The 20103-nt window shown below is 68.1% G+C and carries 22 protein-coding genes and 1 pseudogene; 10 read left to right on the top strand and 13 right to left on the bottom strand.

The annotated features are described in order from the left end of the window. Positions 1–31 precede the first annotated feature (31 nt). The 5 genes from NC4_RS27415 to NC4_RS27395 all read right to left on the bottom strand — a co-directional run bounded on the left by NC4_RS27415 (position 32) and on the right by NC4_RS27395 (position 1521). Positions 32–355, bottom strand: coding sequence for a hypothetical protein (locus NC4_RS27415; RefSeq protein ID WP_067543924.1), 324 nt, complete (start codon positions 353–355; stop codon positions 32–34). Beyond that, complete coding sequence (locus tag NC4_RS27410; RefSeq protein WP_067543921.1) at positions 356–556, bottom strand: hypothetical protein; 201 nt, start codon at positions 554–556, stop codon at positions 356–358. Next, entirely contained in the window at positions 553–873 is a 321-nt protein-coding gene (locus NC4_RS27405) for a hypothetical protein (protein ID WP_067543919.1), read from the bottom strand. Before NC4_RS27405 ends, NC4_RS27410 begins: the two co-directional genes overlap by 4 nt. Before the next feature lie 33 nt (positions 874–906). Beyond that, the gene (locus tag NC4_RS27400; protein WP_067543917.1) at positions 907–1215 is read right to left on the bottom strand and encodes a DUF6802 family protein; all 309 of its coding nucleotides are present in this window, start codon (positions 1213–1215) and stop codon (positions 907–909) included. 63 nt (positions 1216–1278) lie between these two features. Further along, positions 1279–1521, bottom strand: a complete 243-nt coding sequence (locus NC4_RS27395; protein ID WP_067543915.1) for a PspC domain-containing protein — start codon at positions 1519–1521, stop codon at positions 1279–1281. A gap of 116 nt (positions 1522–1637) precedes the next feature. On the opposite strand from NC4_RS27395, the gene NC4_RS27390 reads away from it, so the two are divergent. Then, positions 1638–3284, top strand: coding sequence for an ABC-F family ATP-binding cassette domain-containing protein (locus NC4_RS27390; RefSeq protein ID WP_067543913.1), 1647 nt, complete (start codon positions 1638–1640; stop codon positions 3282–3284). A gap of 6 nt (positions 3285–3290) precedes the next feature. On the opposite strand, the gene NC4_RS27385 is transcribed toward NC4_RS27390, so the two are convergent. The 7 genes from NC4_RS27385 to NC4_RS27355 all read right to left on the bottom strand — a co-directional run bounded on the left by NC4_RS27385 (position 3291) and on the right by NC4_RS27355 (position 11049). Next, a complete protein-coding gene (locus tag NC4_RS27385; protein WP_157555255.1) occupies positions 3291–3662 on the bottom strand; it encodes a hypothetical protein in 372 nt (123 codons plus the stop codon). A 9-nt stretch (positions 3663–3671) separates the two neighbouring features. Continuing rightward, complete coding sequence (gene glmM, locus NC4_RS27380) at positions 3672–5039, bottom strand: phosphoglucosamine mutase (RefSeq protein WP_067543909.1); 1368 nt, start codon at positions 5037–5039, stop codon at positions 3672–3674. 155 nt (positions 5040–5194) lie between these two features. Then, positions 5195–5656, bottom strand: a complete 462-nt coding sequence (gene rpsI, locus NC4_RS27375) for a 30S ribosomal protein S9 (RefSeq protein WP_084529835.1) — start codon at positions 5654–5656, stop codon at positions 5195–5197. Then, a complete protein-coding gene (gene rplM, locus NC4_RS27370; RefSeq protein WP_067543907.1) occupies positions 5653–6096 on the bottom strand; it encodes a 50S ribosomal protein L13 in 444 nt (147 codons plus the stop codon). The genes rpsI and rplM overlap by 4 nt, the downstream gene beginning before the upstream one ends. Positions 6097–6384: 288 nt before the next feature. Next, positions 6385–7011 (bottom strand): hypothetical protein, encoded by a 627-nt coding sequence (locus tag NC4_RS27365; protein ID WP_157555254.1) that lies wholly within the window; start codon positions 7009–7011, stop codon positions 6385–6387. Then, complete coding sequence (locus NC4_RS43290; protein WP_245721956.1) at positions 7008–8264, bottom strand: hypothetical protein; 1257 nt, start codon at positions 8262–8264, stop codon at positions 7008–7010. Before NC4_RS43290 ends, NC4_RS27365 begins: the two co-directional genes overlap by 4 nt. Positions 8265–8310: 46 nt before the next feature. Then, positions 8311–11049 (bottom strand): ATP-binding cassette domain-containing protein, encoded by a 2739-nt coding sequence (locus NC4_RS27355; protein ID WP_067543903.1) that lies wholly within the window; start codon positions 11047–11049, stop codon positions 8311–8313. A 102-nt stretch (positions 11050–11151) separates the two neighbouring features. On the opposite strand from NC4_RS27355, the gene NC4_RS27350 reads away from it, so the two are divergent. Then, complete coding sequence (locus tag NC4_RS27350; RefSeq protein ID WP_281186440.1) at positions 11152–12609, top strand: neutral zinc metallopeptidase; 1458 nt, start codon at positions 11152–11154, stop codon at positions 12607–12609. 11 nt (positions 12610–12620) lie between these two features. Here NC4_RS27350 and NC4_RS27345 read toward each other — a convergent pair whose 3' ends face one another. Further along, on the bottom strand, positions 12621–14042 hold the full coding sequence (locus tag NC4_RS27345) for an FHA domain-containing protein (protein WP_067543901.1): 1422 nt from the start codon (positions 14040–14042) through the stop codon (positions 12621–12623). 196 nt (positions 14043–14238) lie between these two features. Here NC4_RS27345 and NC4_RS45230 point away from each other — a divergent pair. From NC4_RS45230 to NC4_RS27310, 8 genes and pseudogenes are all read left to right on the top strand, one after another. Then, positions 14239–14565: pseudogene (locus NC4_RS45230) on the top strand (DUF7373 family lipoprotein); the annotation flags it as partial. Positions 14566–14653: 88 nt separating this feature from the next. Beyond that, entirely contained in the window at positions 14654–15433 is a 780-nt protein-coding gene (locus NC4_RS27340) for a DUF7373 family lipoprotein (RefSeq protein ID WP_245721955.1), read from the top strand. Positions 15434–15524: 91 nt separating this feature from the next. Continuing rightward, positions 15525–17102, top strand: coding sequence for a serine/threonine-protein kinase (locus NC4_RS27335; protein WP_067543899.1), 1578 nt, complete (start codon positions 15525–15527; stop codon positions 17100–17102). 36 nt (positions 17103–17138) lie between these two features. Then, complete coding sequence (locus tag NC4_RS27330) at positions 17139–18365, top strand: DUF7373 family lipoprotein (protein ID WP_067543897.1); 1227 nt, start codon at positions 17139–17141, stop codon at positions 18363–18365. 14 nt (positions 18366–18379) lie between these two features. Continuing rightward, entirely contained in the window at positions 18380–18652 is a 273-nt protein-coding gene (locus NC4_RS27325; RefSeq protein ID WP_157555253.1) for a DUF7373 family lipoprotein, read from the top strand. A 72-nt stretch (positions 18653–18724) separates the two neighbouring features. Then, the gene (locus NC4_RS27320; RefSeq protein ID WP_067543894.1) at positions 18725–19171 is read left to right on the top strand and encodes a DUF7373 family lipoprotein; all 447 of its coding nucleotides are present in this window, start codon (positions 18725–18727) and stop codon (positions 19169–19171) included. 205 nt (positions 19172–19376) lie between these two features. Beyond that, positions 19377–19706, top strand: coding sequence for a WXG100 family type VII secretion target (locus NC4_RS27315; RefSeq protein ID WP_067543893.1), 330 nt, complete (start codon positions 19377–19379; stop codon positions 19704–19706). Between the two features lie 45 nt (positions 19707–19751). After that, the gene (locus NC4_RS27310) at positions 19752–20057 is read left to right on the top strand and encodes a WXG100 family type VII secretion target (protein WP_067543892.1); all 306 of its coding nucleotides are present in this window, start codon (positions 19752–19754) and stop codon (positions 20055–20057) included. The last annotated feature ends 46 nt before the right edge of the window (positions 20058–20103 follow it).

Here is a 20103-nt window from a genome sequence, read left to right as displayed (position 1 = left end):
GGAGCGGCGGAGGTTTCGGTGAGGAGGGCGTCTATGTCTTCGGGGGTGTGGCCGTCGATGGTGAGTTTGGTTGTGCCATGGGGGGTTTGGGTGTGCCATGGGGGGTTTGGGTGAGGAGGGCGAGGGTTTGTTCGGCTTTGGTGAGTGCTGCGGAGCGGAGGGGGGCGGCCATATCGCTCAGGGCGGTGAGGGCGGAGCGGGCGGTGTCGAGATCCTCGCGGGCGCGGCGCAGTTGGGTGTCGAGCATGGTGAGGGCTTCCGCGCCGGTGTGGCCGGTCCAGATGGCGGGGAGTTGGTGGGCGAGGCTCAGCAGGGTCGACCATTCGGATTCGGCGGTGTCGAGGGCTGTCGCCAATTAGGTTCGGGTGGTGTCGAGTTCGGCCAGGTTCATGCCGCGTTGCTCGTCGTAGGCGGCGTACAGGGCGGTGAGGGTGACCGGTTCGCGTGGGGCGAAGGCCTTGGCGTACAGGGGGAGGAAGTGTTCCCAGTACTGGAGGCCGGGGGCGCCGTGGTCGAGGATTTCGTCGATCGATTTTCCGGCCGGATCGAAGGTCATCGGCGGGCTCCCGGGAGGCCTGCGGCGCGGTTGCGGTCGATGCGGGCGTATTCGGTTGCGGCGTGGTCGAAGACGTCGGCGGTGGCGGCGGCGGCCGCGCTCCAGTTGCGCAGGCTGGAGGCGATGCGCGCCAGGCCGTTGTGGACAACTGTGCCCTGGCCCGAATAGTTGCGGCCCGCTTGGTCATTGCCTATGCCGAAAGGGTGCTCGGCAATGCGGCGCGATTGCCGGTCGAGCGTGCTTGCGCTCGCGCGCAGGGTTGCTGCCATTGTGCGCAGGGCGTCGATGTCGACGCCGAGCGCATTGGATCCACCCACGTGTCCCCCCCTTGGTCGAATCCCCCGATTCGGTTATTTGCCCAGGCGACCGGCGTCGGTGCGCACCCATTCGGTGGAGCCGTCGGGGTGGTGGTGGAACTCCCAGGCCGCGTAGTCGCCGCCGCTGTCCACGACGGTTATGTGGTCGGCGTAGCCGTCGTGGTCCAGGTCGGTCCACACCTGCATGGCGTTATCGCTGGTGGTGGTCACGGTGTCGAGCGTGCCGTCACCATCGATGTCCTGGGTGGGGTGCTGTAGCTCGACGGCGCCGAGCGCACCGAGTTCGGTGTCCGCGTCGAGGTTCGGCAGATCAAGGCCTGGCAGATCACCGGATGTGACCATGTGCGCTCCTCCGCAGTGACGTGGCTATCATCCTGTCACTCGCGCATCGGCGGCGCAGGGCGTTCATACCGATTGTGGATAACTCACGTCCTGGGGATAGGTCGGCGCCTGCTTCTTCGGAATGATCAGCCACAGCACCAGGTAGATGATGAACTGCGGGCCGGGCAGCAGGCAGGACAGCACGAACAGCAGGCGGATGATATTGGCGTTCCAGCCGAAGTACTCGGCCAAGCCGCCGCATACGTCGGCAATCCACTTGTCGCTGGTCGAGCGGGTGAGCTTGCGGGTGGGGGTCGGTGTCGTCATACCTCCACTCTCCGCGCGACGGCCCGCCCGGGCATCGGTCCCATGACCCATTCGCACCCTGATCTTCAGTGGGCCCGGAGTCAGGGTGCAACCCTGAACAGGGCAGAATCCCCCAGGTGAGCACCACTCTTCATGCGCGCGGACTAGCGGCCGGACACGGCGAGCGGGTCCTGTTCTCCGACCTCGATCTGGTGTTGGCCCCGGGCGACGTGATCGGACTGGTCGGCGTGAACGGGGCCGGTAAGTCGACGCTGCTGCGCATGCTCGCCGACGGCCGTGCACCCGAAGGCCAGATCACCCTGAGCCCGCCCGATGCGACCGTCGGCTACCTCGCGCAGGAACCCGAGCGCATCACCGGCGAAACCGTCCTCGACTTCCTGCGCAGGCGCACCGGGGTGGCCGAGGCGCAGCGCGTCATGGACGCCGCCGCCGAGCGGCTCGCCGACGGCGGCGAGGACGAGTACTCCCCCGCCCTGGAACGCTGGCTGGCGCTCGGCGGCGCCGACCTCGAACAGCGCGCCGACGAGACCGCCGCCGAACTCGGCCTCACCGAGAGCCTGCCGCACGGCCTGGACACCCATATGACGGTGCTCTCGGGTGGGCAGGCGGCCCGCGCCGGTCTGGCCTCGGTCCTGTTGTCCCGCTTCGACATCCTGCTGCTGGACGAGCCGACCAACGATCTGGATCTGGACGGCCTGGCTCGTCTCGAACAGTTCGTCACCGGTGTGCGCGAACCCCTCATGGTCATCAGCCACGACCGGGAGTTCCTGGCCCGCACCGTGAATCGCATTGTCGAACTCGACCTGGCGCAGCAGCAGGTCGGCGTCTACGACGGCGGCTACGAGTCGTATCTGGAGGAGCGCGCCATCGCCCGCCGCCATGCCCGCGAGGCCTACGACGAGTACGCCGACACCAAGGCCGGGCTGGAAGCCCGCGCCGTCATGCAGCGCAACTGGCTCGAGCACGGCGTCCGCAATACCCGGCGCAAGGCCAAGGGCGCGGACTCCGACAAGATGGGCCGCAAGGCGCGCGCCGAATCCACCGAGAAGCAGGCGTCGAAGATCAAGCAGACGCTCAAGCGCATCGAACGCCTGGACGCGGTCGAGGAGCCGCGCAAGGAATGGGAACTGCGCATGTCCATCGCCGCCGCCCCGCGCAGCGGTTCGGTGGTGGCGACGCTGTCGAATGCGACGGTGGCGCGCGGAGACTTCACCCTCGGCCCGGTCACCGTCCAGGTGGACTACGGCGACCGCATCGTCCTGACCGGGGCCAATGGCGCGGGCAAATCCACCCTGCTGTCCCTGCTGCTCGGAAAGACCGCGCCGGACAGCGGATCCGCCATGCTCGGCTCCGGCGTCGCGATCGGCGAGGTCGATCAGGCCCGCGGCCTGTTCCGCGGAACCGCCTCGCTCGCCGACACTTTCAGCGCCGAGGTACCGGATTGGCCCGAGGCCGAAGTCCGCACCCTACTCGCCAAATTCGGCCTGCGTGGCCCACACGTGATGCGCCCCAACGACACCCTCTCCCCGGGCGAGCGCACCCGCGCCGCCCTGGCGCTACTTCAAGCGCGCGGTGTGAATCTCCTGGTCCTCGACGAGCCCACCAACCACCTGGACCTCCCCGCCATCGAACAACTGGAACAGGCCGTCGAAACCTTCGACGGCACAGTCCTGTTGGTGACCCACGACCGCCGCATGCTCGACAATGTCCGCGCCACCCGCCGCTGGCACATGGAGACCGGACGACTCACCGAGCGGCAGTGATCACGCTCAGTCGCAGTTGGGTTCGCCGGTCCAGCACGGATACTGGTCGACGATCAGCCCGATGACGGCCGCGCCGAGGGCGACCAGCAGGACCACCGCGAGCAGGGCGGTCACCGGAGCGCGAACCACGCCCGCGCGAACGGACGGCCGGACGATGCGCCGTACGGCCAGCCCGAACGCCACCACCGCCAATGCGACCGCACCGAGCACGATGCCCGAGCCCAGCACATCCGGGCCGGGCCGATCATCGTGCCGCAGTAGGCGATTCACCGATTCGGGCGGTTCGAGACCTGTTGTCGCGACCGTCACCAGAATCAGATACGGCAGCGCGAGCACCGCGACGAGCACCGCGGTCCGGTCGAGACGGCCTGCGGGCATCGGACGCTCCTAGACGGCGGCGACGAGTTTGGCGAGGTCGTCGGCGAGGCGTTGGGCGCGGTCCGGATCGGTGGCTTCGACCATGACGCGGACGAGTTGTTCGGTTCCGCTGGGGCGGAGCAGGACTCGGCCGGTGTCGCCGAGGAGGCGTTCGGCTTCGGAGACGGCTTCGAGGACTTCGGGGGCGGCGGCGACGGCGGCCTTGTCGGAGACGGGGACGTTCACCAGGACCTGGGGGACGGTTTCGACCACGGCGGCCAATTCGGCCAGGGTGGAGCCGGTTTGGGCCATGCGGGCCATGAGGCGCAGGCCGGAGAAGATGCCGTCGCCGGTGGTGCCGAACTGCGGGAAGACGACGTGGCCGGACTGCTCGCCGCCGAGGGTGAAGCCGCCGCGGCGGAGTTCCTCGAGGACGTAGCGGTCGCCGACGGCGGTGGTGCGCACGGCGATTCCGGCCGCGCGCATGGCGATGTGCAGGCCGAGATTGCTCATGACGGTGGCGACCAGGGTCTGCTGGACCAGCTCGCCGGAGTCGCGCATGGCCAGGGCGAGGATGGCCATGATGGCGTCGCCGTCCACGATCGCACCGGCGGCGTCGACGGCCAGGCAGCGGTCGGCGTCGCCGTCGACGGCCAGGCCGAGGTCCGCGCCGTGCTCGCGCACCGCGCGCTGAATCTGGTCGAGGTGGGTGGATCCGCAGCCATCGTTGATATTGCGGCCGTCGGGATCGGCATTGATGGCGATGACGGTTGCGCCCGCCTCGCGCAGGGCGGCGGGACCGACCTCCGAGGCCGCGCCGTGCGCGCAGTCCAGCACCACGGTGAGCCCGCTCAGATCGCGCCCGGTGGCCTCCACCAGATGCTCCACATAGCGTTCGTGGGTGCCCGCCAGGCTGTACCGGTCGTCGGAGTCGAAGACGTGCCCGGGTCCGCCCAGCACCCGGCCCACGCCCGCGCCGGTGGGGCGCACGAACGCACGCTCCGCGACCACCGCTTCGATGCGATCCTCGAGCTCGTCGTCGAGCTTGTGCCCGCCCGCGGCGAAGATCTTGATGCCATTGTCCGGCATGGGATTGTGCGAGGCGGAGATCATCACGCCCAGGCAGGCGTCGTACACGCCGGTCAGGTAGGCGACGGCCGGAGTGGGCAGCACGCCCACCGAAAGCACGTCCACCCCTGCGGAAGTCAGGCCCGCGGTGACCGCGGCCTCCAGCATTTCCCCACTGGCGCGCGGATCACGCCCGACGACGGCCAGCGCGCGCTTCTTCCCCCGACTCAGAACTTGCGCCGCCGCAGCCGAAACCTGCAGTGCCAGCTCAGGACTCAACGAGTCATTGGCGAGCCCGCGGACTCCGTCGGTGCCGAACAAACGTCCCATACCTCACCCCTGATCGGTAGATACAGCACGAGAGCAGGCGCCCGGGCGGTCCGAAAACCGTTGCCGGGAGCCTGCTCTCGTACAGGTTGCCGTGTAGACCGTACCGTGCCCGGCCCCAACGAGGACCGGGCACGGTAGAGCCCGACGGCGCAAAATCAGCGCTTCGAGTACTGAGGCGCCTTGCGGGCCTTCTTGAGGCCGTACTTCTTGCGCTCGGTGGCACGCGGGTCACGGGTCAGGAAGCCGACACGCTTGAGGGCGGGACGGTCATCCGGGGTGACCTCGATCAGCGCACGCGCGATGGCGAGACGCAGCGCGCCGGCCTGACCGGACGGGCCGCCGCCGACCAGGCGAGCGTGGATGTCGAAGGTCTCGGTGCGCTCGACGGTCACCAGCGGCGACTTGACCAGCTGCTGGTGCACCTTGTTCGGGAAGTAATCCTCGATGGTGCGGCCGTTGAGCACGAAGTTGCCGGAACCCGGCACCAGGCGCACGCGAACCACGGCCTCCTTGCGGCGGCCGACGGTCTGCACCGGGCGGTCGATCACGACCGGGGCGGCGTAGGAAGCGGTGTCCTCGACGACGTAGTCGTCGGCGAATTCCTCAGGAGCGGTCACTGGGCCACCTGCTTGATCTCGAACGGAATGGGCTGCTGAGCGGCATGCGGGTGCGTCGGGCCGGCGTAGACCTTCAGCTTGCCGACAATGCGGTTGCCCAGCTTGTTCTTCGGGACCATGCCCTTGACGGCACGCTCGACCAGGCGGTCGGGGCGGGTGTCCAGGATCTGGCCCACGGTACGGCCCTTCAGACCACCCGGGTGACCGGAGTGGGTGTAGAGGACCTTGTCGTCGCGCTTGTTACCGGAGACGGCAACCTTGTCGGCGTTGATGATGATGACGAAATCGCCACCATCGACGTTCGGTGCGTAGGTCGGCTTGTTCTTGCCACGCAGGATGTTCGCAGCCTGCACGGCGAGACGGCCGAGCACTACGTCAGTGGCGTCGATGACGTACCACTTGCGGGTCACGTCACCAGCCTTGGGGCTGTACGTAGGCACAGTGCTTCCCTGTCTGTCGTATGTGATGCCAGCCAAACGTGCGATCGAGTTGACCCCCGGCGGCCGGTGGAGACCCGGGGAGCTCGTGGGACACACCGGGAGACCCGGCGGTACCGCACGCCAACGAGCCACAATACCAGCGGCCTCACGCGCACTCGAAATCGGTCCGGATGCGGGCCCTCCGCTGGAGAGGAGGGGGTTCGCGGGGGCTTCGCCCCCACACCCCCGAACGAAGGGGCGGGGGCTAAGCCCCCGGGACCCCCTTAGCGGGCCGAACGCCGAGTCTCACTAGATCTGTACGGGCGGGCCGGGGTCGATACCGCGCGCCGGGCCCGGGATGGTGTAGCGCAGGGTGCCGATGCCGAGGCGCAGGCAGTCCGGGTCCTGCGGGTCGTCGATGGCGGAGATGCCCTGGCGCGGGATGTTCGTGATCGACGGGGCGAGGGCACACGGTTCGGGGGCGGCGGTGGCCGATGGGGCGTCGGCGGTCTGGAGGCCGATGGCGGTCAGGGCGGTGGCTCCGATGACGATCAGGGCGCCGAACTTGTCCTTCATCTTGCCCCAGAGCTTGCCCTTGCGCGGTTTGCGCTCCCCCTCGGCGCCGGACTCCGAATCCGACTGCCCAGCGACATCTTCCGGCGATCCCGGATGCGACTGACGCGACCCACTGGACGGCATCGACCCACCGTACATGGAACCGCCCTGAACAGGAGCGTTTCCGGAAGGACCGGGATAAGTTCCGGGTGCGCCGTAGCCGCCCTGGCCGTAACCACCCGGCTGCCCGCCGGGATAGCCGGACTGGCCCTGACCGTAGGAACCCTGGGCACCGGGCTGGCCGTAGGCGCCGCCGCCCTGCTGCGATCCCTGCGGATCGCTCTGCTGACCCTGCGGTCCGCGGCCCATCACGGCCGTCATCTGATCGTCGGCGGGCGTGCCCGGCGGGCGGGTGAAGCGACCGCGCACCCCGGCCACAGCCCGGGCGGCAGCCCGCCGCTGGAGGCGACCGGCGCCTGCGCCACTTCTTCCGGCGTCATCCGTCGTGTCTGCTCGACCCCGGCCTGATCCGCCTGGGGTTGTGCGACAGTGCGTGGCCCTTGATCCACGGGCCGGGCCGCACCGCCGGTCTCGGCGCCGGGCTGCCCCACCGGCGTGCTGTGGCTGTGCTGAGGCGGGGCCGCGAACTCACCGGTGACCGGCTGCCCCGGCCGGGCCGAGCCGTGTTCGGCGTGACGGGGACTCGCGGGCGGAGGGGCGGCGACCTGCTCGCGCGGCGGCTGCGCCGCGACCGTGCCGGGTGAATCCGGTTGGCGCGCGGCGGGTTCCGCGAACCCCTCGGCCTCGCTGTCGGCGACCAGCAGATGCGTCGCGCCGAGCACCAGGGCGTGCATGGGATGGTCGGCGACCTGGAAGCGATGACCCAGATGGTTCTGGAAGGCCAGCCGCAACGCGTCGTTGAAGCAGACATTGCCGCACAACAGGATGGTGGAGGTGTCGGCGTCGATGGCGCGGGCGGCGGCCATCACCTCGATGACCACATTGTCGGCGGCGCGCGCCTCGTGCAGCGCGGCCTCGGTAATGGGCACGCTCACCGATTCGGTGGGGTGCTCGTCATCGCCGTGCACGGCCACCACGAGGCATTCGCGCCCGTCGGAGTAGACGCCGGTGGCGCCGACGGCCGGGCCGCGCCCGGGTCCGCGCACCAGGCCGAGCGCACGGATATAGCCGGACAGCGCCACGGATTCGGGCAGCGGCTCGGCGACCACGCCGAGTTGTTCGACCAGGCGCACGTATTCGTCGACCTTGGAGTCGGGCCATTCGTCCGGGAACGGCAGCGCGACCACATCCGGCTGCCCGCCCAGGTGTTTGGCGACGGCCGCGAGCGGATTGTGCAGCCGCGCCCGGAACACCAGATCGGCGGGCCAGGTCGCCCCGGCCACCACGATCTGCGGGTGCCCGAGGATATCGCGCACATCGGAGATGGCGATGCCCACATCGGGTCGCCGATCCACGCCGGCGGTGTGCAACCGGCCGGACGAATCCGCCAGCAGGTACGCGGGCGGTGTGTAGGTGCCTTCGACCTGGACCGGGCGGATGGTAGCGCCGCCGCCACCGGCGGCCACCGACACCACGTCCCAGCCGAGATGCACTGCACCAACTCGAGCTGTCACAGCCATCAGTCTGCCTGTTCGACGAAATCCGCGCTCGACACCCTCGTCACGCGGTCGACTTCTTCCTCAACCGCAATCGCGACCAGGTGAGCAGAATCAGCACGAACCCGATCCCGGCGAGCACGCCGATGTCGAGATACCAGATCGAGGCCTCGTGTTTCCACAGCGCATCGGGCTGGGCGGCCGGGAACAGATCCCGGATATTGATGGTCGACGCGCCCGCGGCGTACCCCCAGCGCGACGGGAAGATCCACGAGATCTGTTCCAGGACAGGCCGCCCGGTGACCTGGATCATGCCGCCCGCCATGACCAGCTGCGCCATGATGGCGACCACCAGCAGCGGCATCACCTGTTCATTGGATCTGGCGATGCTCGACAGCAGCAGCCCGAGCACCACGCAGGTGACCGCGGTCATGGCGACATCGACATAGAGTTCGGCGCTGCCCGCGGAGATCACCGCACCCGGACCCGGGCCGTTCTTGACCGCCAGCACGATGCCGATCATGACCGCGGCCTGCAGCAGCGCAGCAATGCTGAACGCCACGACCTTCGACATCAGGTATGTGCCGGAACGCAATCCGAACGCGCGCTCGTGGAAGTAGATGGGCCGCTCGCCCACCAGATCGCGCACGCTCAGCGTGGAGCCCATGAAGCAGGCGCCCAGCACCAGCACCACCAGCAGCTGTTGCGCCTCGCTGCCGCCGGTCAGCACGAAGCTGCCGTCCGGCGCCTGCACCAGCGCGCCCTTCTTGAAACCGTTGCTGCCGGGCACCACCAGGGACAGCCCGCCCAGTACGAACGGCAGCACCAGCAGGAACGCCAGATAGCCGCGGTCGGCGAGAATGAGCCGCACCTGCCGTCGCGACAGGGTCGAGAACTGTTTGAAGGCACTGGATTTGGGCGGTTGCGCCTTGGCCGCCGGTTTGGCGGCAGGCGGCGGTGGCGCGGAGGCCTGCCGGGAGCGGTAATTGGCGAAGGCCCCGTCCGGATCGGCGGCGACCCGGCCGAAGATCTCCGCCCAGTCGCTGGTGCCGAGGAAGTCACGCACGGTGCCCGGATGCCCGAAGAAGGCGGTCTTGCCGCCGGGCGCCAGCAGCAGCACCTGATCGCACATGTCCAGGCAGGCGACCGAGTGCGTGACCACGATGACGGTGCGGCCCGCATCGGCCAGCTCGCGCAGCATGGTCATGACCTGGCGGTCCAGCGCCGGGTCCAGACCGGAGGTGGGCTCGTCGAGAATCAGCAGCGAGGGACCGGTCAGCAGCTCCATGGCCACCGAGGCGCGCTTGCGCTGACCGCCGGAGAGCCGGTCCACCCGGGTGTCGGCGTGCTGGGTGAGCGAAAGTTCGTCCAGCACACCGGCGATGACCTGCTGCCGGTCGGCCTTGGAGGTGTCCGGTGGCAGCCGCAATTGCGCGGCGAAGCCCAGCGCCTGTTTGACGGTGAGTTGTTTGTGCAGCACATCGTCCTGCGGGACCATGCCGATGCGGGAGCGCAGCGCGTCGTATTCGGCGTGCAGATCGCGGCCCTCGAAGGTGACAACGCCCGCCGACGGCCGCGTGGATCCGGCGATGAGCTTGGACAGCGTGGACTTGCCCGCGCCCGAGGGGCCGATGAGCGCGGTCAGCGAGCCGCGCCCGGCCTGCATGTTCACATCGATGAGCAGTTTCTTGTTGCCCTCGACGGTGAATTCGATGCCGTGCACGTGTAGGCCCTGTTCGGCGACCGGCCGCTGCCGGTGCACGAGGGTGCCCTCCTGCACCACGAAGTCGACATTGCCGATGGTGACGGTGTCGCGTTCGCGCAGGATGGTGCGCTGCTCGCGGCGGCCGTTGACGAAGGTGCCGTTGGCCGAACCCAGATCCTCGATGACCAGGCCCTGCCGGTCGCCGACCAGGCGGGCGTGCTTGCGCGAGGCCAGCGGATCATTGACGACGATCTGATTGTCGCTGGTACGACCGATGTTCAGGCCGCCGGGCGGCAGCCGGTCGGCCTTGGCGATGGGCGCGGTGGAGGCGCGGGCCCGAACCGGCGGCGCCGCGGCGATATTCGCCTTGGCGGTCATGTTCATGACGTCCGGGGCATCGGGATGCAGCGGCATGGCGGGCTGCGGCGGCTGCTGCGCGGACTGCGGCGGCGGTTGGTGCGCGGGTTGCTGCGGCGGCGCCGGTTGCTGCTGATACGAGTGCGCGGGCGTCTGCGGCCGCTGCTGCGGCGGCGCGGGGGGCTGCTGGCGCTGGATCGGCGGCTGTTGCGGCGCTTGCTGTCTCGGCTGCGCCGGAGCCTGATGCCTGCCCTGCGGCGGCGCTTGATGTCTGGGCTGCTGCACCGGCGGCTGCAGGCGGGGTTGCGGCTGCGGCGGCGTGGGTGGGCGCTGGATCGGCGGGGTCTGCTGGCGCGGCTGCTGCGGGGGCGGCATGCGGCGCTGCTGCGGCTGTTGCGGCGGGGTCACCGGCGGTGCGGGCACCCGCGACCCCTGCGGGAGCAGATGCAGCAGCGGCCCGCTGATGGCGTCGCCGAGGCGCACCTGGGTGGGCCGATTGATGACGATCGGACCGGTCAGTCGCCGAGCATCCACGAAAACACCATTGGTGCTTCCGTTGTCGGTCAGCATCCACGACCCGGCCTCGAAAATGAGGGTGGCGTGCACCCGGGAGACGAGCGGGCTGTCCACGAACAGCGTCACTTCCGGGGCGCGGCCCATGGTGATCTGCTGACTCGCGTCGAAGACCCGTTCGTTTCCATCATGACGCACGGTGATCTGCTGCGCCCCCGGTGAAGACATGGCCGTATAATATGCGAAGGCCCGGACTACGTCGTCGTGCTTTATTGCGCATGCACCGTCACCCCGGGTCTGGAGTACCGGTTGGCCTGCGAGGGAGTGGACGTGGCGAGACGCCAGGGGGCGGCTATTTTCCGATCGGGTGCCGTACTCGGCATCCTGGTGCTGGTGGTCGCGCTCTTGGCCGGATGTACACGAAATGTCGACGGCCGCGCTGTTTCCATCTACGACGACCCGTTCAAGGTGGCCGGATTGCCCACCACCAGCGGTCCGAACGGACCGCGCGCCGGGGTCCCGGACACCACGCTGCGCGCGGCGAACACCGACGGCGGCGAGATCGACACCCTGGTCATGAATGCCATCGAGGATATCGAGACCTATTGGCAGGGCGAGTACTCCAAGGACTTCGACGGCGATTTCATCCCCGTCACCAAATTGTTGTCCTGGAGCGCGAAGGCGCCGCGGTCGCAGGATGTGCAGTTCTGTGAGGAGAGCACCTACCGGCTGGTCAATGCAGCGTACTGCAGTCTCGACCATTCCATCGGATGGGACCGGTCGGTTCTGCTGCCCGCCGTGCAGGAGACCTTCGGCAAGATGTCGGTGGTCATGGTGCTGGCCCACGAATACGGGCACGCCATCCAGTCCATTGCCAAGATCGTCACCCGGAAGACGCCCACCCTGGTGAAGGAGCAACAGGCCGACTGCTTCGCGGGCGCGTTCATCCGCCATGTGGCCGAAGGCAAGTCGAAGCACTTCACCATCAACACCTCGGACGGGCTGAACGAGGTGCTGGCCGCCACCGTGGCCATTCGCGATGACAATCCCGAGGATCCGGAGAGCGTGCACGGCTCGGCCTTCGAGCGCGTCACCGCCGTGCAGATCGGTTTCACCGACGGCGCCAAGGGCTGCAAGGCCATCGATATCGACGAGATCGAGGCCCGGCGCGGCAAGCTCCCGCAGACCTTCGAAGGCGATGCCACCCTCGGCGAATCCAATGTGGACCAGGACAATCTGAATTCGATCGCCGAGGCCATGGCCGAGATCATGCCCATCGATCCGGAGCCGCAGTACGACTACTCGACGGCCATGCTGGCCTGCCGGAATGCGAAAGACACTGTGCCGGTGACCTATTGCCCGGCCACCAATACCATCGGGACCGATCTGGCCGAACTCCAGGATCGCGGCGTCGCCAATACCGATGAGCAGGAAGGCTTACCGGTCAAGGTGACCGGCGACTTCACCGCCTACGTCGTCTTCATATCCCGCTACGCCCTGGCGGTGCAGCACGATGCGGGTCAGACGCTCAAGGGCGCCAAGACCGGGCTGCGCGCCGCCTGCCTGGCCGGGGTGATCACCGCGAAACTGGCCGACCCCACCCGATCCGGCAATCAGGCGCGCCTGTCACCGGGCGATCTGGACGAGGCGGTCTCGGGACTGCTGACCGACGGACTGGCGGCCAGTGACACCGACGGCAATACCGTGCCGAGCGGCTTCTCCCGGGTGGACGCCTTCCGCGCCGGGGTGCTCGGCGATCAGAACACCTGCAAGTCGCGCTATTCGTAACCGGAACAGCGTCACCCGAAGGGCGGCGGCGCGACCGGTTCCAGGCGCAGCACCCGATTGCCGAGCATGACCTCGGCGCCCGGGATCAGGATCATCGGCTGATTCGGTTGCAGCCGAACCCAATCCCGGTAGCCGGGCGTGCTCACCCGGGTGCCGTTGGTGGATCCCCGGTCGACCACGGTGACATCCCAGTTCACCAAACGGATTTCGGCGTGCGCGCGGGACATGCCGCCGGAGTTGTCGTCGATCTTCAAGGGCACCAGGCCGGATTGCGCGGCCGCGGACTGCTCCGGATCGCGGCCGACCACGGCGTCGGCGGCGACCACATAGGTCATGCCGTCGTCGAGCACCAGCATGCCCAGCGGCGGGCGGATCACCTCGGCCACGTGCTGGGTCTGGTCCACCGGCATACCGCACACGGTGCAGAATGCCGCGCGCGGATCGCTGGGATGCGCACGCGCGCACTTGAATCCGAGCACTTTGACGGTGAGCGCGGTGGCCTTGGCGGTGGCCTCCATGCGCCGCTGCAGATCCGGATCGGGCTTGGGCGCGGGATTGGTGCCGACCGCTGGATCGGTGCCGCCGTGCTCGGTGGGCGCGTGGTGCGGATCGAAGCCCGGCGCGCGGCCCTGATCGTAACCGGCGGTGGCGGCCGGGGATTCGGTCTCGAAGTCCAGTCCGGCGGGCAGGCTGGTGGAGGTGCGCGTCGGAACCAGGTTGGGGTCCAGCGGAATCGGATCCGGCGTCGGAATCGGATTCGGATCCGGATCCGGATCCGGATCCGGATCCGGATCCGGATCCGGATCCGGATCGTAGGCCGCGGTCGGCGCGGGCGGTTCCCGGCGCACCTGCCGCTTGCCGGGTTCGCTCCCGACGGCGACCGGCCGCCGCGGCGGCAGCGGATCGCCTTCGAACCACACCACCGCGCCCGCGGCCAGCGCGACGCCCTCGACCAGCGAGCCGACCCCGCGGTCGGGCAGTTCCGGGGCGCGGCGGCGGCCTTCGTCGATGAACAGCGCCGCCGCCCGCTCCGGATGTTCGGCGACCCGGTCCACGGTGAAGGCTGCATCACTGCCCCGGTAGTACTCGGTGTTCGGCCCGGCCAGCACCGCGGTCGCCGAACCGTGCAGGAAGATGGCCACCCCGCCGGTGTCGGCGGCGGACAGGATGCCGAATTCGATGGGCTCACCGGGTGCGATGCGCTCGGCGTCCTTCATCAGCCAGCGCGTCGCCTGCCGCGCCACCAGTCGTCCGGGCCCGTCGGGTTCGTGTTCGGTGGCCTCGGCGACCAGTTCGGCCAGGGCCCGCGCGGCCACCACGGCGTGGGATGCGTCGGTGGGCTTCCCCTTCTCCCGATGTGCGACCAGGATCACAGCCCCCGCGATCCGGATGAGAATATGGCTGCCCGCGACAACCTCGACCTGCCGATCCATCAAAGGAACCGGCCCCCGGTATTCGCGCGGCGCGAGACTCTCAACACAGTGACCAGGTTACGTGCCCGACCGACGTTGCGTCCGGGCCGCCCGCGGACGATGAGCCGGTGAGAGCGCGACGTTGTGCGACGGCCCCCCGGCCGTGCGCCGGGTCCGCTACTTTGAATGCACCGTACGGGAGGAACGAGGACCTGACATGGTTCGCACAGCACGCACACCGCTCTTCACCGCATGCCTTTCCCTGACCGCCCAGCTACTCGCCGCCTGCAGCGTCTCCGGTACGCCGACCGCCGGGGAGATCGACGTCCGCAAGCTCGAGGTCGGCACCTATCCGGTCGACAAGTTCAGTTACGGCCAGGACTCCAGCGGCAAAGGCGCACTGCTGGAAGGCTTCCGGATGGCGGATGCCGTGGTGCCCAGCTACAAGGTCGACTCGTCCCTCATCTACGGCGGCAGCGGCCGCGCCGTGGTCGATATCGAGGATGCCACCTCCACCGCGCTGGCGGCGGTGTCCAAACCGGTGCTGGAACGCAACGATATGCTAACCGCCTTCATCGGCAGCGGGGCCGACAAACCGGGCGGGGGGCGCGGGGGTCACCACGCTCACGAATATGGTCATGCGCTTCGCCGACGAGCGCACCGCCAAGACCGCCGCCCGGGAACTCGAGGACGCCGACTTCGGTGTCGCGCCCGATATCAACAAGAAGCTGACGCTAAGCCAGTATCCGGACGCCCTGGTGCACTGGCGGCCCGGTGTGGCCAATGTCGGAACCTTCATGGCCTACAAGGAATTCGTCATCTCGCTGTTCATCGAGCGCCCGGCCGCCGAGGAGAAGGATCTGCTGGACTGGGTCCGCAAGACCCTCGACGCGCAGGTGCCCGCGCTCGACAAGTTCTCGCCCACCCCACAGACCAAGTTCAACAGCCTGAAGGTGGATCCGGACAATCTGCTGGCGCGCACCGTGGTCGAGTCGCGCGGCAATGGCGCCCCCGATCCGCGGACGTTCGCCGTGTACGGCGGCAACAAGATCGTTCACGATGCCAATAACCAGGGCGATGTGGCCAAGGCCGTGGCCGACAGCGGCGCGGACGCCATCACCACCGTCGGCGCGGCCGCGGTGCTGCGCGCCCGCGACGAGGCCGGGGCCCAGGTGCTGTTGAACGGACTCGTGGCCGACGAGAGCGATCACTACGACGCCATCGACGCGCCCAAGGACGTCCCCGGCGCCAAATGCGTGCAGCTGAACAGCAAGGGCGACAGCGAGACCGAGTACAAGAACCGCTGCTACGTGGTCTACCACCGCTATGTCGGCGTGGTGAGCAGCGATGACGAACCCGATGTGCGGCAGAAGATCGCCGCGCAGTACGCGCTGCTGGCCAATAGCCTGTAGCCGATCTCGGTCGGCGGCGCGGGCTGCTGCCCTTCGGTAAGCTCCGACGAGCAGCAGCCCGCACCACCGAGATGATCCAGGAGTTCCGAGCATGGCGATGAGTCCGGGAACCATCGTCGGCGGCTACCGGATCGAACGGGTCCTCGGCTCCGGCGGTATGGGCACCGTCTACCTCGCCAAACACCCGAGCCTGCCGCGCATGGACGCGCTCAAGGTGCTCTCCGCCGATTTCAGCCGCGATGCCGAATTCCGCCGCCGCTTCGAGCGCGAGGCCAATGTCGTTGCCGGACTCGACCATCCGAATATCGTCTCGGTGCACAACCGCGGCGAGGAGCACGGGCAGCTGTGGATCGCCATGCAGCTGGTGGAGGGCACCGACGCCTCCGCGGAGCTACAGCGTGATCCGACGGCCATGACCCCGCTGCGGGCGCTGCGGATCGTCACCGAGGTCGGCAAGGGCCTGGACTTCGCGCACCGCAAGGGCCTGCTGCACCGCGATGTGAAACCGGCCAACTTCCTGCTCTCCAGCACCGATGGCGAGGACGAGCGGGCGCTGCTGGCCGACTTCGGCGTCGCCAAATCCACCGAGGACAGCGTCGAGCTCACCCAGACCGGCAGCTTCGTGGCGACCATCGCCTACGCGCCGCCCGAGCAGCTGTCCGGGCAGCCGCTGGATCACCGCGCCGACCTCTACAGCCTGGCCTGCTCGTTCTACAAACTGCTGGTCGGCCAGAACCCTTATCCGGCAACGCAACCGGCGCTGGTCATGATGGGGCACCTGCACGAGCCGCCGCCGCGCGCGACGGCCGTCAACCCGCACCTGCCGGAGGCCATCGACTACGTGATCGCCCGCGCGCTGGCCAAGAATCCGGCCGAACGCTTCGGCAGCGCCCGCGAATTCACCGATGCCGCCGCGAGTGCGCTTGTGCCCGGCTATGTCCCGAGCGCCGCCACCACCGCCAATTATCCGATTCAGACGGCCCCGCCCGGCCTGCTCCGGCCGCCGGGTGACAACACCGGTCCCAGTGGACCGTCGGTGGGCGCTCCGGTAGCCCCGTCCGCCAAGCGCCGCAAGGGCCTGCTCACCGAAGTCGCGGCCGCCATTGTCGTTCTCCTGCTGCTCGGTATCGGCGCCGTCGTCCTCTACGGCAGCAAGGAGGGTGGCACCACCGTCGGCGGCGGCACGACCGCCGCGCCGACCACGACCATCAGCACGGCGGTGCCGTCACTGGCCCAGGCGCGCACCGACAATCCCGCTTTCCAGGGCAAGACCATTACGCTCGTCGATGTCACGCCACCGCCCAGCGGTATCTCCCCCAAGGTCGGCATCTATCTGTCCGGCACGGCGCAGGCCGCGTTCATGGAGGCCCTCGGTTTCGTCTACAACCTCGACTACGCACCCAAGAGCGGTGAGACCTCGCCCCGGCCCGCCGACGATTACGGCTCCTTGAAGGTGCCCGACAACTCCTACATCATCGCCATCCGCAGTGACGAGAAGGCCGGGGGCTGTGGGCTGCTCGGTCTGCCGAGCAGTGTCACCGGCCAGCGCGCCACCGTGCTGCCGCTGGACGATCCGGCCGCGGTCGCGGCCATGCGCAATTGGTCGGCCGAATCCGAGCAGACCCTGCTCGCCAAATTGCTGCCGGTGCTGAAAAAGGGCGTCAAGTAGGGTTCGGCTGATCGTTTGTCACTGGGGAGGGAACAAATGCACACGTTCGGCCGGGCGGTCGTGGCCGCCGGGATAGCGGTGTCGGTCGCCATGACCGCCGCCTGCGGATCGGATTCCGACTCGGGCGCGCCCGCGGAACCGGTCATCGATCTGGCTTCGCTCGATGTCGGCAATCTGCCGACGGAGCTGAAGCCCTACGACAAGCCGACCAGTATCGAGCAGGCCAAGCTGGTGGAGGCCTGGCGGCTGGGGAATGCGCTGCCGCTGCCCGTGGAGATCATGCCCGAGGTGAAGTACGCGCCCTCGGCCATGGGCGGCGCGATCCGCAGCTTCATCGATTTCTCCTCCACGGTCATGAAGTCGCGGGCCTCGGCCGAGCCGGACGCCATGACCGCGGCCGCACCGGGATTCGTCACCGGATTCCTCACCACGGGCCGCTCCGATTCGGTGCCGAGCCTGTCCTATGAGCTCGACAATGTGGTGATGATCTTCGCCGACGAGCAGTCGGCCACCAATGCGGCGGCGGCGCTGGAGCGGATCAACTTCGAGGCCGAGCCGGGCAGCGAGGAGGTGCGGCTCGCGAAGTATCCGGCCGCGCTGTCCTACGCCACCGACAATATCTCCGGTCCGGGGCAGCTCCGATCCTGGTATGCCACCGGTAAATTCGTCATCTTCTCCTATGTCTACGACTCGGTCATGTCGGCGCTGAAGGAACGCGATCTGGGCAAGCTGACCGAGCGCGCCGAGCGGAGTTTCGAGACGATCTCCGCGCGGCTGGCGACATTCCAGCCCACGCCGCAGGACAATTTGATGGATCTGGCGCCCGATCCGGACGGCATGCTGGCGCGCGCCCTGCCGACCGTCGCCGATGATCAGTCGCAGCGCGGCGTGCCGGGCGTGTACGACCGGCAGGGCGGATTGCAGGTGTCGCTCGCGCCGGACGAGGACACGACGCTGTTCCAGGAGACCGGCGTCGACGCCGTGGCCTGGCGGGGCAATTTCGTCTATCGCGCACAGGATGCCGCCGGGGCGGCCGAGATCGTCACGGTGCGCAGTGCGACCTCGCGCAAGTTCCGGCCGGTCGAGTCACCGGCGAATCTGCCGAATGCGTTGTGCCGGGAGTACTACGGCTCCAAGTACGACATCTCCTTCTACTGCTTCGTCTCGCACGGACGATATGCGGCGGAGGTGGCGGCGAACCAGTTGCTGGATGCGCAGCAACGGATCTCCGCGCAGTACGCACGTTTGGTCAATGCGGGATGAGCCGGGGGATCACCATGTTTTCGACACGATTCCGGCTCGCGGCGCTGGCGGCGGCCGCCCGCGCTGCCGCCGGGATCGAGGCGGCCGACTTCGCCGTCGCGGCCGATACCAACCAGCAGCTGTCGGTGCCGAAATATTCGGCCGCACTGGCGCATTGGCGGCCCGGCACGCCCACCATCGGCTCGACCATGGCGCGTGGCAGCTATGTCATCAGCCTCTACGCGGGCGTGGCGGCGGCCGACAGCGCCCAGCTGACCCGCCTGGTGGAGAAGATCTACGACGCGTAGACGCCACTGCTCGACGCGCTGAAACCGCTGAGCCGCGAGGATGTCCTGCGCCTGAAGTACGACACCGACGGCATGCTGCGGCAGACGCTGAATCCCGATACCTACGGCTCGCCGAGTTTCGGCAGTCAGGCGGTATTCGAATTGCGCGGATTCCTGCACACCACCGGGGAGCAGGATTACTGGGCGAGGGTCATGAAAGACAGTGGCATGGATCGGTATTCGTTCAGTTCCTCGATGTCGAACTACTCCAGGCTGTTTCGCACGAAGGATACCGAGTCGGCCGGAAAACTGGCTTCGGTCATTCTGGATAAGTCGTATCCGGGGGTAGCGGACGCACCGGTCGGAATTCCCGGGGCCATCTGCGGCGAAACCACGGATGAGGACAGTTTGAAGGTTCAGCGATTCCGCTGCGTGGTCACCTACCGCCACTACGTGGCCACCGTCGAGGCCGATCAGATCAATGATGTGCACCAGCGGGCGGCCGCCCAATACGCACTGCTGGCCAACAGCACGTGGTAGTCGCATTCTCCTGGGATTCGCGGGCGGGCTGTGAGCTTCCTCTCGCGTGGATGACATCACCCCTGTGACGTTAGGGCTGGTCAGAGGCACCAATCCTGCGTTAGTGTGCTGGCGAATAGCTGTACAGGGGTGGAACCGCCGGGCCGTGACCCCCGTCCAATCTCTATGCAAGGGGTTGTCCGCCCGCGAATCGAAAGGAGGCACCGTGGCCGGTGCATTCGAAGCCAGTAATGAGCTCATCCAGGCCAAGGCCACCGAGTTCAAACAGACCCACGACATGCTCATGGGCAAGATCCGTCAGCTCAAGGCCGATGAGGACAACATCACCACCGGCTCCAATTGGAAAGGCGGCGCCGCCGACGCCTTCAACGCCTTCATGGAGCGCTACTACTTCCAGGCCGACAAGCTCAACGACAAGTTGATGCAGACCGCCGAAACCCTCATCAAGGTGGGCTCGAACTACGAAGAGCACGATCAGGATTACGCCGCCCAGGTGAAGGCCCAGGTTTCCAGCCTGGATCTCCCCCCGGTCTAAATCTCCCTTTCGCTCCTTTTCGACTACCTCACCTAAGGAATTCCCATGGCAGCATCCAGCGGTGGCCAGATCATCTCGGCCCAGTTCGCCAGCGTCGCCGATAACGCGACCGCCATCATCAACCGCGCCGAACAGATCCGCAACGACCTCGAGGCCTTCCACAAGAGCGTCGAGGACTTCGTCGCCAACAACTGGAAGGGCGACGCCAACGAGGCCTTCGCCGACCTGCAGCGCACCTGGAACACCCACGTCGGCCAGCTCAACACCACCCTCGGCGGCGCCGCCACCCTGGTCCGCACCGGCAATGCCGAACTCCAGGCCAAGGACACCGCCCTCGCGGGCCTGTTCTGAGCCACTCTCGAAACGTCATACACAGCGCACCCGGCACATCCGCCGG

It is taken from the genome of Nocardia crassostreae (assembly GCF_001613405.1).
Lineage (GTDB): Bacteria > Actinomycetota > Actinomycetes > Mycobacteriales > Mycobacteriaceae > Nocardia > Nocardia crassostreae.
Note: the sequence above shows the minus strand (reverse complement) of the source record. Positions and strands in the feature narration are given on the sequence as shown.

Excerpts from the sequence above, each read along its gene's own strand:
- NC4_RS27335 (WP_067543899.1), top strand. The coding sequence starts at position 15,525 with ATGGCGATGAGTCCGGGAACCATCGTCGGCGGCTACCGGATCGAACGG.
- NC4_RS27365 (WP_157555254.1), bottom strand. The coding sequence starts at position 7,011 with ATGACGGCCGTGATGGGCCGCGGACCGCAGGGTCAGCAGAGCGATCCG.
- NC4_RS27385 (WP_157555255.1), bottom strand. The coding sequence starts at position 3,662 with ATGCCCGCAGGCCGTCTCGACCGGACCGCGGTGCTCGTCGCGGTGCTC.
- NC4_RS27310 (WP_067543892.1), top strand. The coding sequence starts at position 19,752 with ATGGCAGCATCCAGCGGTGGCCAGATCATCTCGGCCCAGTTCGCCAGC.
- NC4_RS27355 (WP_067543903.1), bottom strand. The coding sequence starts at position 11,049 with ATGTCTTCACCGGGGGCGCAGCAGATCACCGTGCGTCATGATGGAAAC.
- NC4_RS27345 (WP_067543901.1), bottom strand. The coding sequence starts at position 14,042 with ATGGATCGGCAGGTCGAGGTTGTCGCGGGCAGCCATATTCTCATCCGG.
- NC4_RS27410 (WP_067543921.1), bottom strand. The coding sequence starts at position 556 with ATGACCTTCGATCCGGCCGGAAAATCGATCGACGAAATCCTCGACCAC.
- NC4_RS27400 (WP_067543917.1), bottom strand. The coding sequence starts at position 1,215 with ATGGTCACATCCGGTGATCTGCCAGGCCTTGATCTGCCGAACCTCGAC.
- NC4_RS27320 (WP_067543894.1), top strand. The coding sequence starts at position 18,725 with ATGCTGCGGCAGACGCTGAATCCCGATACCTACGGCTCGCCGAGTTTC.
- NC4_RS27340 (WP_245721955.1), top strand. The coding sequence starts at position 14,654 with ATGGTCATGCGCTTCGCCGACGAGCGCACCGCCAAGACCGCCGCCCGG.
- NC4_RS27395 (WP_067543915.1), bottom strand. The coding sequence starts at position 1,521 with ATGACGACACCGACCCCCACCCGCAAGCTCACCCGCTCGACCAGCGAC.
- glmM (WP_067543909.1), bottom strand. The coding sequence starts at position 5,039 with ATGGGACGTTTGTTCGGCACCGACGGAGTCCGCGGGCTCGCCAATGAC.
- NC4_RS27325 (WP_157555253.1), top strand. The coding sequence starts at position 18,380 with ATGTTTTCGACACGATTCCGGCTCGCGGCGCTGGCGGCGGCCGCCCGC.
- NC4_RS27330 (WP_067543897.1), top strand. The coding sequence starts at position 17,139 with ATGCACACGTTCGGCCGGGCGGTCGTGGCCGCCGGGATAGCGGTGTCG.